Raw genomic sequence first — 12,254 nt, forward strand, 5'->3', positions numbered from 1 at the left:
TTTTCGGCGATTGCCCTTGACAGATTCTTGGAACGAATTCCGCGAATTACGCGGCCTCGGCGAGGGTGTGGTCGAGTCGCCCGGCGAGGTGATTCCAGTACAGCCAATCACCGACGGTGTTGCGCTGGGCGGCCGGATCCACCGTGGCGCGGGCCCGGTTCAGGAGTAACTCCTGGGTGTGCACGGCGTAGGCATGCATGGCCCGCAGATGTGCGGCTTGGCGCCCGGCAAGTTGGCTGGCCAGGGGCTGCATCACGGCGATCCACAACGCGGCACGTCGATCGGCCGGCGGATCGCCGGCCGGTGCCGGACATAGCAATTCGAGCAGGTCCCGATCCGGGGTCGCTGCCAACCGATCAGCCGCTTGCGGGTTCACCACTTCGAGCCGGGTTCGCCCCACCATCGCGCCGCTGTCCGGAATGTCATCAGAGCTCAGGACGATCTTGGCCACCCCGGGATCGCAATTGGCCAATTGCTTCTCGGTCCCGATCACCGCCCGCAGCTGGGTGCCATGATGGCTCGCCCAGGCCTGCACGGCCAGCACCGGATAAGTTGCCCAGCGCGCCCGCTCGGCGACCGGAATCCCCTCGTCGGCGCTGGCCATGTGGACCTTCTCGGGCAACTGCACGCCGTCGGGAAGGTAGGCCAGCCCGTAGCTGTTGGCCACCACGATCTCGCCGTCGACGGTCAGGGCGGTCAGCCAGAAGAAACCCAAATCCGGTGTGCTGCCGGCGACCGGCGCGTTCAAAGCCGCCGCGATCTGACGCGCCAACCGCAGCCGGCCGACGTCACGCGCCGCGTTACCCACGGTGGCATCGGCGATGGCATCACGCGCGGCCCGCGCCGCTGAAATCGAAACAAGCTGCACTGCAACGGTATCCGGTGTGCACTCGACCGGTTCCCGGCGCGAAGCGGTCGCTTGCCGCGGGGCTGCCCTGTTAGTTGCGGCCGGGCGCACCGCGGAGTTGGCCGACCGGGTCTGCCCGATTGCAGGACGCGAACCCGAGCCCTGGTTGCCACCGGCCGCGACCGGCGTCGTCGGCGCGGCCGGTGCCATGGGCATGCCCGACATAACGGCGGCCTCTTCGGCCTGCGTCGCCGACGGGTCGCCCGACGAGGGTCGAACCGACACCTCACCCTTGCTTCGTTCGCCACCATGCGAAATCAGATGTGTCGCCGAGCTTTTCGTGACGGCCGGTCCCCCGCCGGAAGTCCCCGGCATGGTGGGGCGCCCGGCGGCCGCCGGCGTTACCGCCACCGATGCGGGGGCCGAAGACGGCGACACCGTTGTGGTCCCGCCCAACGAAGGCGGCCGAGGAGTGGACCGCGGGCCCACCCCCTGAATCGACGACAGCAGCGTTGCCGGCGCCACGCGCACCGGCGCTAGCGAAGCCGTCCGATCGGGAGCGTCTGCCTGGGAATCGTGGTCGGCGGGCGCTAATGCCTGCTGGCTCAGCAGGATCCGCGGCGCACTGGCCGGCGGCGTTGTCTGCTTGATGGCCCGAATCTGCTCGGCCGTGTCGCTCACCACGCCGACATTGGCCGCCAGCGTCGCACTCACCAGCGTGTCGATCGCGTCGGTTCGCTCGGCCGCCTCGAGGCGGGAGTCGTTCTCCAGTTCGTTGATCTGCCGGTGAGCGAGCTCCACGTTGTCGCCGATTTCCGACTTGGCTCGAACCACCGACCCGGCGATATCCCGTTGCCAGGCAACCACTCTCACCAGATGGCGCTGCAGTGTGGTCAGCTCGTCGATACGTGTGGCAAGCTCGCCGCCGGCGGCGCCGGCCGCCCCGCCCGTCCAGACACCGGTCTCGAAGATCGAAATCTGCTCGTGCTGGCAGGCTTCCAGGACTGCGGTGATCTCCGACATCACCCGCGTGTACTCTCGGGCCCGGTCATAGAAGGTGTCCTCATCGACCTGCGGCCATCCGTTCGGCCCCAGCATCTGCTCGGCATACTGACCCGTCGGCTTCACGATGCTCACGGCTTCTGGCCTTTCTGGTCGGCAGCGCTCTTCGCCGCCGGAAGTCGCCCGATGATGCCCTCGGTCCATGCCCGGTTCTCGGTATAGATCGCGTCGTCGTCTTGCTGCAGGCGCTTGCCCTTGCCGGCACCTCGATCGCCCTGGGCGCCCAGTGGGGCCGCGCCCATGCCGCCACCACCCATCGCACCGCCCGCGCCCCGGCCAGGCACCGCAAGGCCGGGGCCCTCGGGGCCCTTCGCCGCGGCGCCTGGCGACGCCGTGGTGTAGTGCGGGTCCTGCAACGGTGCCGACGGCATTGCGGGCCCGCCGAGGCCGACCGACGCCGGCTTGAGCCCCGGCGCACCCGCTTTGGGCAGGCCCGGGACTTTGGTGTCTTTGCTGCCCGCCAAGGCCGGACCGGGCTGCGCCGGGGTCTTCGGGGAGGCGCCCATCGGCAGACTCGGGATGCTGGGGACGCTAGGTACCCCGGCCGGTGCATCGGCAGCTGAGCCGTCCGGATACAGTGACCCGCCGCCGTCAGGCAGGTTGTCGTCCGACGGTGGCTGGATTGCGGTGGCCGCCGGCGGCGTCGGGGGGTTGATCGGAGCTAACGGCAGGTTCGCCTTCTGCTGGTACTGCGCAACGAGCTCGTCCGACTTCTCCTGAGCCTTCTGGAAAAACTCGATGTAAGACTGCTTGTATGCGGCCTGCGCGGGGTCGTCCCAAATTCGTTCCCAGGTTTCTTCGCAACGCAGAATTTCCGCGTAGTCGAGGACGTAGTCACCGCCGGCGGGGTTGAGATCGGGAAATACGATGTGCGCGCCGCGCATCCAGCGGTGCGCGTCTACGACGGCGTGGGCCTGAGTGACCAGCTGGTTGCACAATTCCGCCATCCCGGTCAACCACGATCGCTGTTGATCGAAGTTCGCCTCAACGGCCGAGCACGCCGGGCCCGACCATTCGGTGAAAGGCCGAAAGCGAACGACGGCTTGCAGCAGCGCCACCCGATGGGCCGCCCATGCATCCGCGAAGGCGAGAAATGCGGCACCCTGGTCGGGTTGCTCCAAGTCGAACGCCCGTTGTTTGACCGCCTGAAATTCGCCCGGCAACGGGTCGGCCGCCAGGCGGGTGTCCTTCAGCGAGGCTCGGTCCACCGCCTGATCGGCGTGCTGCACCGGCCGGTTCGACACGGAGGTTCCGTCACGCAGAGCCTGCGCGGCGCCCTCGTCCGCGTCCTCGTAGGCATCGGCCGCGTTACGCAGCGTCTCCGCCAAATTTGCCCGCTCCTTTTCGCCCACCGCCAAATAGATCCGCATGTTGTTGGCGGACAACACAAGTTGTTCGGCCGCCGCGACGATCGGCGCAAGGTTGCACGGCGCCTGCAGGGCTTGCAATTCGGAGGGCAGACCCGGGATCAGTTGCTCCAGCTCGTTGGCCCGGGCCAGAAGTTCTTGCTTCTCGACATTGACCGTCAACGGTTGCGTCATCGCGCGCGATCCTCCTGCTGGTGTCTGGAACCCGTCGGCCGATATCTCTTCGGCCGCTAGGGGAACCATCGGGGAGAGCCCTCAAAGGATTCTTGGAGCGGATCGGCTCGATTCGTCCAGCGGACCGGCGCAGCTGCTGGGCACCAGCCGCTGCGCCCGTCGGCCGCGAAACCTGATTTCGCTAAAAGCCCAGTCGCCCAAGCTGTTTAGGGTCGCTCTGCCAGTTCTTGGCAACCTTGACGCGCAGGTCGAGATACACCTTGGTGCCCAGCAGTTTCTCGATTTGCCCCCGCGCCGCCGTGCCCACTTCGCGCAGCCGGGCCCCGCCCTTGCCGATGATGATGCCCTTCTGGCTGTCCCGCTCGACATAGAGCAACGCGTGCACGTCGATCAGGTCGTCGCGGTCCTCGCGCGGGTTGACCTCGTCGATCACCACCGCCAGCGAATGCGGAAGTTCGTCGCGAACACCGTCGAGTGCGGCCTCACGGATCAGCTCGGCCATCAAGATCTCTTCGGGCTCGTCGGTCAGCTCGCCGTCGGGGTAATACGCCGGGCCGGGGGGCAGCGCGGCGGCCAGCACGTCGATCAGCACGTCGACCTGGGTGCCGGCCACCGCTGACACCGGAACGATTTCGGCCGCGCCGTCGACGAGTTCACTGACGGCGAGGAGCTGGGCGGCCACCCGGTCCTTGGGCACCTTGTCGATTTTGGTGACGATCACGACGAGGGTGGTCTTCGGGGCGACCGAACGAATCTGGTCGAGGATCCAGCGGTCTCCGGGTCCGATGGCCTCGTCGGCCGGGATGCACAGCCCGATCACGTCGACGCCCGCGTAGGTGTCCCGGACCAATTCGTTGAGCCGCTTGCCGAGCAGGGTGCGCGGCCGGTGCAGGCCCGGGGTGTCGACCAGAATCATCTGAAAGTTCGCCCGGTGCACGATGCCTCGGATGGTGTGACGGGTGGTCTGCGGGCGCTTCGAGGTGATCGCCACCTTGGTGCCGACCAGAGCATTCGTCAGCGTCGACTTGCCGGTATTCGGCCGGCCCACCAAACATACGAAGCCCGAACGGAATTCGCTCATAGCGGGGTGCCGCCGCGATCGGTCAGGATGATCGCCGCGGTGGGGCTGAGCTCGCGCACCGCGGCGATGCCGGGGTCGTCGGCCGACCCCGCCACCAGCACGGCGGCCTCCAGGCCCGTCGCGCCGCTGGATACGGCCGCCGCCACCGCGGCCTGCAGTCCGGTGAGCCGCAGCGCCGACAAGTCCACGGGCGCAGCCCCATACGTGCGGCCGTCGACGTCGCGCACCGAGGCGGCGCTGCGGGCCTGGGCGCGGGCCATCGCGGCCCGGGCCAGCACGACCAGCTTGGTGTCCTCGGAGTCGAGTTGCTCAGCCACGATGCGTGCCCTCGAGTTCGTGGTCCGCCGGCTCGGCCGGGCTCAGCAGCACAGTGCCGATCCGCACCCGCCCGCGATGGTCGGGGCCGCCCTCGGCGCGCAGCCGCAGGCCGTGCGAGACCACCTCGGCACCGGGCAGCGGAACCCGGCCCAACTCCAGTGCCAGCAGGCCGCCCACCGTGTCGACGTCGAGATCGTCGTCGAATTCGACGTCGTAGAGTTCGCCGAGGTCTTCGATCGGCAGCCGCGACGACACTCGAAAGCGCTTGTCGCCCAAGTCTTCTATCGGCGCTACCTCGGCCTCGTCATATTCGTCGGCAATCTCCCCGACGATCTCCTCCAGCACGTCTTCGATGCTGACCAAACCGGCGATCGCGCCGTACTCGTCGACGAGCAGTGCCATGTGGTTGCGGTCGCGCTGCATTTCGCGCAATAGCGCATCCAGCGGCTTGGAGTCGGGTACGAAGACGGCCGGGCGCATCACCTGCGCCACCTTGATGCCGCGACCACCGTCCGCGGCCAACAACGTCTGCTCGACAAGGTCTTTCAGATAGACCACGCCGACGATGTCGTCGACGTTCTCGCCGATCACCGGGATGCGGGAATGTCCGCTGCGCACCGCCAAGTTCATCGCCTGGCTGGCGAATTTGTCACTCTCGATCCAGATCATCTCGGTGCGCGGCACCATCACCTCGCGTGCCGGGGTGTCGCCGAGTTCGAACACCGACTCGATCATCCGGCGCTCGTCGGCGGCGACGACGCCGCGCTGCTGGGCCAGGTCGACGACTTCGCGCAACTCGATCTCGGAGGCGAACGGTCCGTTGCGCAGGCCGCGACCCGGGGTGAGCGCGTTGCCGATGACCACCAGCAGGCGGCTGACCGGCATCAGCAACGACGAAATCACCTGCAGCGGAATGGCCAGCACCAGTGAGATCTGATACGCGTGCTGACGGCCGAGGGTACGCGGGCCCACCCCGATGACGATGAAGCTGGTCAGCACCATGATGGTGGCGGCGCCGAACACCGCCCAGTTCAGGCCGAAGTTGTCGTACAGAAAGACCACCAGCAGTACGGTCGCGGTGACCTCGCACGTGATGCGCAACAGCACCACCAGGTTGATGTAGCGCGGCCGGTCGGCCATCACCTTCGACAGCGATCGCGCGCCGGGCCGCTCGTCGCGCACCAGCTCGGCCACCCGGGCCAGCGACACCGTGCTGATAGCTCCGTCGATCGCCGCGAACACCCCACCCAGAACAATCAACGCGAGCGCACCGAGGAGCTGAGATATCCCGGTCAACGGTGCTAATGCCTTGGCTCGGTCGCGGACTCTTTCTTGGCCTCGTCGCTCTTGGCTCGCCGGTTGAGTAAGCCGGCGATGAGGACAACGACCAGCACCAGCAGCCCATACCGCACCGCCCACGGCCACCAGGCCTGGGCGGGCGGGGCAGGCTGAGCGGGTTGGGTTTGGTCTCCGCGGACGGCCAGCGTCACCAAGAAGTCACCGTTGTCGGTCGGCCCGAAGCCCGGCAGTGACTGGGTTTTGCTGACCCTGATCTGCGCACCGCTGGCGGGATCGGTCACCTGACCCCAGGCCACGGTGGTGTCGTCGAGCAGGAAGCTGTCCTGGCTGCCCACGGGTTGGCTTTCGTCGCGGCCCAGTACCGCCACCTGGCCGACTTGCACCAGCTGGTTGTCGGCGGGGATTTCGGCCAGGACGTTCTGATACAGCGTCGGGGGCGCCGGCGCGGCGTATTCCGGCGGCGGCGGGCCCTGCGAGTTGGGCGGCGGTACGAAGGCCCCGCCGTAGAAGCTGCCGGCGACCAGATAGCTCTCGCCGACCGCGGTGAACGGGACCAGGCCCGCGACGCCGGCATCCAGCACGATCCGGCCACCGGCCGGCAGGTACGCGTCCCGCGACGCGCCGTCATAGGTGTAACGGAAGGTCATCGCCTGGCTCAGCGGGTTGTACAGGGTCGGGCGGTGATCCTCGTCGTAGTCGACGAAGTCCCAGTGCCGGGGGCGGACCAGCACCTTGTTGTCGGCCCTGATCTGATCGATGTTTTCGCTGTGGTTGCTGACGACGTTCTGGACCTGCTGGTTGAAGTCCGTCGAGGTCGGCGGTTTCGGCGGGTCGGCGGGATTGAGCCGCGCCACCGGTGCGGCCTTGGCCTCCGCGATCGCCTGCGGCGGTGCATCCAGCTTCTTCGGCGGAGTCACCACCCCGACGTTTCGTGGCGCGCCCGGGGCCGGCGGATTGATCTTCGGGGTCTGCACCGGCGTCGGCGCCGGGCGCGTGGGACTCGCCGGCAGGGGCAGCGGCGGCGGCTCGGGGATATACACCGGGATACTCGTCGGTGCGGGGGCCGGCCGCGGCGCCGGGGCGTTGCACACGTTCGCGGTGTGATACGCCTCCACATAGAACATGCAGTGCTGGCAGGACACGGGGTTGGCCCCCTCGCCGGCGCACGGAGACGCCGCCGCCACGCCGGGCATGCTGACCAGCACCACTGAGGGTGCAAAGGCTATGGCGGCCGAAACCGCGATCCAGAGTGCTCGCTTTAAAGGGCTCAATTGTCGAAATACCTTGACTTGTCCAGCAACCGGCGGTCTCGCTCGTCCTGCCGGTCGTAGTGGTACGCCTCGACCTGGTCGGCTACCCACTCTTCGAGAAGCCGCCCCTGCAGGGCGAACATCTCCTTCTCCTCGTCGTGCTCGGCGTGGTCGTAGCCGAGCAGGTGCAGCACGCCGTGAATCGTCAACAGCGCCAACTCTTGTCCGAGACTGTGGCCCGCCGCGGCGGCCTGCGCGGCGGCGAATTCCGGGCAGAGCACGATGTCGCCCAGCATCGACGGCCCCGGCTCGGGTGCGTCCGGACGGCCACCGGGCTCGAGCTCGTCCATGGGGAAACTCATCACGTCGGTCGGGCCGGGCAGGTCCATCCAACGCATGTGCAGGTCGGCCATCGCCGCGGTGTCCAGCAGCACCATCGACAGCTCGGCGCCCGGATTGACGTCCATTTTGGCGATGACGAAGCGCGCGACGCTCACCAACTCCGCTTCGGAGATGTCGATGCCGGATTCGTTGGACACCTCGATCGTCATGGCCTGCTCACCGCGTCATCATCGGCGACTTCGGGTTCCGGAGGCCCGCCGAGCAGCCCGATTCATGCCCGAATTGGGTTCCTCAAACCTCGCATAGGCGTCGACGATCTCCGAGACCAGCCGATGGCGCACCACATCCACGCTGGTCAGCTCGGCTATGTAGATGTCGTCGACGTCATCGAGAATGTCGACGGCCGACCGCAAGCCGGACCGGGCGCCGCCCGGCAGGTCGACCTGGGTCATGTCCCCGGTCACGACGATCTTGGACCCGAAGCCAAGTCGGGTGAGGAACATCTTCATCTGTTCGGCGGTCGTGTTCTGTGCCTCGTCGAGAACGATGAATGCGGAGTTGAGCGTCCGTCCCCGCATGTACGCCAGCGGCGCCACCTCGATGACCCCGGCGGACATCAGCTTCGGAATCAGCTCGGGGTCCATCATGTCGTAGAGCGCGTCATACAACGGACGCAGATACGGATCGATCTTCTCGCTCAGCGTGCCTGGCAAAAAGCCGAGTCGCTCACCGGCTTCCACCGCGGGCCGGGTCAGGATGATCCGGCTGACCTGCTTCGACTGCAGCGCGTGGACCGCCTTGGCCATGGCCAGGTAGGTCTTGCCGGTACCGGCCGGGCCGACCCCGAACACGATGGTGTGGGCGTCGATGGCGTCGACGTAACGCTTCTGGTTAAGGGTCTTGGGACGGATGGTCTTGCCGCGCCGGGCCAGGATGTCGAGGGTGAGCACCTCGGCGGGTGACTCGTCGCCGGTGCCGACCAGCATCGCGACGCTGTGGCGCACCACCTCCGGGGTCAGCGGTTGGCCGCTGGCCACGATCGCGATCAGTTCGGAGATCGCGCGCTCGGCCAGCGCGACGTCGGCCGGTTCACCCGAGAGGGTGACCGCGTTGCCGCGAACGTGGAGATCGGCGGCCAGGATGCGTTCGAGGGCGCGCAGGTTCTCGTCCGACGAGCCCAGCAAGCCCACGACGAGATCAGGAGGGATGTCGATGCTGCTGCGAACCTGAGCGTCGGCCTGCAGGGCCCCAGCTGCGTCAGCAGCGTTGGTCTCGCGTGACGTCACGTGGTTTCCGGTGCCTGCCTTCTCGGCTCGTCAGGGTTGATCGGATGCCTCAGTCTACGCCGAGGGCTCCGTCTGGTCAGCTCCGAGCGGTTCCGCCGACTCGACCTCGGCGGTTCGCTCCCATCGCGCGGTGAGCACGCCGAGCGCGCCCAGGGCCACCGCGGCGGCCGTCGAAGTCCGCAGCACCTGCGGGCCCAGCCGGATCGCGACGGCGCCGGCGTCGGTCAGCAACGCGAGCTCATCCGGCGCGATACCTCCCTCGGGACCGACGACCAGGAGCAGCGAGCTCGCCCCCGTCACCGCGATGTCCGCAATCCCTTCGGTCGCCGACTCGTGCAAGACGGTGACCGCCGCGCCGGCGGCCACCTCGTCGCGAATCCGCTGGACCAGTGCCGCCGTCGACAACACGCCGTCAACGGGTGGGAGGTAGGCCCGTCGCGATTGCCGGGCCGCCGACCGGGCCACGGCACGCCAGCGGCGCAGCCCCTTCTCGACGCGGGCGCCCTGCCAGCTGGCCACGCAGCGGGCCGCCTGCCAGGCCAAGAATGCATCCGCGCCGGCCTCGGTGGCCAATTCGATCGCCAACTCCGAGCGCTCGGATTTGGGCAGCGCCTGCACCACCGTCACCGGCGGTGCAGCGGGCTCGGCGGTCCAGCGGTCCAGCACCCGGGCCCGTAAGCCGTCGCGCCCGGATTGCTCGACCACGCAGCGGGCCAGGTTCCCGGCGCCGTCGCCGAGCACCAGCTCCTCCCCGGGCCGGATCCGGCGCACCGTCGCGGCGTGGAACCCCTCGTCGCCGTCGACGACGGCCAGCCCACCGGTGTCGGGCAGTGCTTCGACGTAGAACAGCTGAGAAATTCTAGCCACCATGTGCGGGGCCCCTCAGGTCGTGGCTAGCGCCCGGTGAAGGTCTCACGCAGCCGGCTGAACAGCCCGCCGCCGGCGTGCGTTGAGCGAACCTCGGGCACGTCGCGGCTGCGGCGGTTCTTCAACTCGCGCAACAGTTCGCTGTCGTGGCCGTCCAGCCGGGTGGGAACCACCACCTCGACGTGGACGTGCAGATTGCCCCGCGTCGTCGAGCGCAGCTGGGGCATCCCGTGGCCGCGCAGCGTGATGACCGAACCCGGTTGTGTGCCAGGCGGAATGGTGATCTCGCTGGTGCCGTCGAGGATGGCGTCGACGCTGACGGTGGCGCCCAGTGCGGCGTCGACCATCGGCACCGAAACCGTGCAGTGCAGGTCGTCGCCGTCCCGGACGAAGATGTCGTGGGCCTGCTCGTGCACCTCGACGTAGAGGTCGCCGGCCGGCCCTCCCCCGGGCCCGACCTCACCCTGAGCGGCCAGCCTGACCCGCATGCCGTCGCCGACGCCGGCGGGAATCTTGACGCTGATTTCGCGGCGCGCCCGCACCCGGCCGTCGCCCATGCACTGATGGCACGGGTCGGGGATGACCACGCCGACGCCGCGACAGGTCGGGCACGGCCGCGACGTCACCATCTGACCCAGCAGCGAGCGCTGTACCGATTGCACCTCGCCGCGACCGCCGCAGGTGTCACACGGGATCGGCGCGGAATCGCCGTTGGTGCCCTTGCCCTGGCAGCGGTCACACAGCACGGCGGTGTCGACGGTGACCTGCTTGGTCACGCCGGTCGCGCACTCCTCGAGGTCCAGCCGCATCCGTAGCAGCGAGTCCGAGCCCGGCCGAACGCGGCCGATCGGACCGCGCGACGTCCCGCCCCCGCTGAAGCCGCCGCCGAAGAACGCCTCGAACACGTCACCCAGGCCGCCGAAGCCGCCGAAGCCGCCGCCGGCGGCCGCGTTCTCCAGCGGATCCCCGCCGAGGTCGACGATCCGGCGTTTCTCCGGGTCGCTGAGCACTTCGTAGGCGACGCTGATTTCCTTGAACTTCGCCTGCGCGGCCTCGTCGGGGTTGATGTCGGGATGCAGTTCGCGCGCCAGCTTTCGGTATGCGCGTTTGATCTCCGCGTCGCCGGCGTTTTTGCTCACGCCCAGCAGCCCGTAATAGTCGCGTGCCACGCTTGACCTTTCTTGGCCCTTTTAAGGCCGCGTTACCACGTGTGTCCACAAACCCTGGGATGCGCGATCATCGAGCACCCAGGACTTCGCCAATATAAAGAGCAACCGCGGCCACGCTGGCGATAGTTCCCGGATAGTCCATTCGAGTGGGCCCCAGCACACCCATCCCGCCGTACACGGTGTCCATGGTGCCGTACGCGGTAGACACCATCGACGTCCCCGCCATCTGCTCGACCGCCGTTTCATGCCCGATGCGCACCGTCACCTTGCCGGCCTCCTGCTGAGCCGCCAGCAACCGCAGCACCACCACCTGCTCCTCGAGCGCCTCCAGGATGGAGCGCAGTGAACCGCCAAAGTCCGCGGAGTTGCGGGTCAGGTTCGCGGTGCCGCCCATCAGCAGGCGCTCTTCGGTGTGCTCCACCAGCGACTCCAGCAACACCGTCGCCGACCGGCCGATCGCGTCGCCCAGCCCGCCGTGGCCGCCCAGCTGCGAGGCGAGGTCGGCGACCGCGACCGAGGCCGCGGAGAGCTTCTTGCCTTCCAGCGCCTGGCCCAGGATCTCGCGCAGCTGGGAGAGCTGGTGATCGTCGATGACGTCGCCGAGCTCGACGATGCGCTGATCCACCCGGCCGGATTCGGTGATGACCACCATCAACAGCCGCGCCGGCGTCAGCGCGATCACTTCCAGATGCCGAACCGTCGACGTCGACAGCGTCGGGTACTGCACTACCGCCACCTGACGCGTCAGCTGAGCCAGCAGCCGCACCGCACGGCGCAGGACGTCGTCGAGGTCGACGCCGGATTCCAAGAAGCTGTGGATCGCCCGCCGCTCGGCCGACGACAACGGCTTGACGTCGTCGATCCGGTCGACGAACTCGCGGTAGCCCTTCTCGGTGGGCACCCGCCCGGAGCTGGTGTGGGGCTGGGTGATGTAGCCCTCGGCCTCCAGCACCGCCATGTCGTTGCGGATGGTGGCGCTGGATACGCCGAGGTTGTGCCGCTCGACGAGCGACTTCGAACCGATGGGTTCTTTGGTGGCGACGAAGTCGGCGACGATGGCACGCAGCACCTCGAAGCGACGGTCGTCAGCACTGCCCATTGGTTGCTACCTCCTTGATCGTGTCCATTTTACGGTCTCACACGACGCGCTGACCTCGCTGCGCGAGCGTCCGCCGCGCACTTTCGGCGACTT

General features: G+C 68.1%; 11 protein-coding genes. All 11 read right to left on the reverse strand.

All coding sequences use genetic code 11. The annotated features are described in order from the left end of the window. Positions 1–46 precede the first annotated feature (46 nt). The 11 genes from MJO58_RS18485 to hrcA all read right to left on the reverse strand — a co-directional run bounded on the left by MJO58_RS18485 (position 47) and on the right by hrcA (position 12,161). Positions 47–1,984: an EspK C-terminal domain-containing protein gene (locus MJO58_RS18485; protein WP_239720413.1), complete on the reverse strand. Its 1,938-nt coding sequence runs from the start codon at positions 1,982–1,984 to the stop codon at positions 47–49. Continuing rightward, positions 1,981–3,450, reverse strand: coding sequence for an EspB family ESX-1 secretion system-associated protein (espB, locus tag MJO58_RS18490; protein ID WP_090603910.1), 1,470 nt, complete (start codon positions 3,448–3,450; stop codon positions 1,981–1,983). Before espB ends, MJO58_RS18485 begins: the two co-directional genes overlap by 4 nt. Before the next feature lie 181 nt (positions 3,451–3,631). Continuing rightward, positions 3,632–4,531, reverse strand: coding sequence for a GTPase Era (gene era, locus MJO58_RS18495; RefSeq protein ID WP_090603912.1), 900 nt, complete (start codon positions 4,529–4,531; stop codon positions 3,632–3,634). Next, positions 4,528–4,791: a cytidine deaminase gene (locus tag MJO58_RS18500; protein WP_239723339.1), complete on the reverse strand. Its 264-nt coding sequence runs from the start codon at positions 4,789–4,791 to the stop codon at positions 4,528–4,530. Before MJO58_RS18500 ends, era begins: the two co-directional genes overlap by 4 nt. 49 nt (positions 4,792–4,840) lie before the next feature. Next, positions 4,841–6,145 (reverse strand): hemolysin family protein, encoded by a 1,305-nt coding sequence (locus MJO58_RS18505; protein ID WP_090603916.1) that lies wholly within the window; start codon positions 6,143–6,145, stop codon positions 4,841–4,843. A gap of 5 nt (positions 6,146–6,150) precedes the next feature. Next, a complete protein-coding gene (locus MJO58_RS18510; protein WP_239723340.1) occupies positions 6,151–7,341 on the reverse strand; it encodes a hypothetical protein in 1,191 nt (396 codons plus the stop codon). Positions 7,342–7,415: 74 nt separating this feature from the next. Next, entirely contained in the window at positions 7,416–7,949 is a 534-nt protein-coding gene (ybeY, locus tag MJO58_RS18515; RefSeq protein ID WP_090603920.1) for an rRNA maturation RNase YbeY, read from the reverse strand. A gap of 18 nt (positions 7,950–7,967) precedes the next feature. Continuing rightward, positions 7,968–9,026 (reverse strand): PhoH family protein, encoded by a 1,059-nt coding sequence (locus MJO58_RS18520; protein ID WP_090603922.1) that lies wholly within the window; start codon positions 9,024–9,026, stop codon positions 7,968–7,970. 54 nt (positions 9,027–9,080) lie between these two features. After that, positions 9,081–9,896, reverse strand: coding sequence for a 16S rRNA (uracil(1498)-N(3))-methyltransferase (locus tag MJO58_RS18525; RefSeq protein ID WP_090603924.1), 816 nt, complete (start codon positions 9,894–9,896; stop codon positions 9,081–9,083). A 23-nt stretch (positions 9,897–9,919) separates the two neighbouring features. Then, the gene (gene dnaJ, locus MJO58_RS18530) at positions 9,920–11,062 is read right to left on the reverse strand and encodes a molecular chaperone DnaJ (RefSeq protein ID WP_090603926.1); all 1,143 of its coding nucleotides are present in this window, start codon (positions 11,060–11,062) and stop codon (positions 9,920–9,922) included. Positions 11,063–11,129: 67 nt separating this feature from the next. Then, the gene (gene hrcA / locus MJO58_RS18535) at positions 11,130–12,161 is read right to left on the reverse strand and encodes a heat-inducible transcriptional repressor HrcA (protein ID WP_090603928.1); all 1,032 of its coding nucleotides are present in this window, start codon (positions 12,159–12,161) and stop codon (positions 11,130–11,132) included. Positions 12,162–12,254 lie beyond the last annotated feature (93 nt).

Source organism: Mycobacterium lentiflavum (assembly GCF_022374895.2).
GTDB lineage: Bacteria > Actinomycetota > Actinomycetes > Mycobacteriales > Mycobacteriaceae > Mycobacterium > Mycobacterium lentiflavum.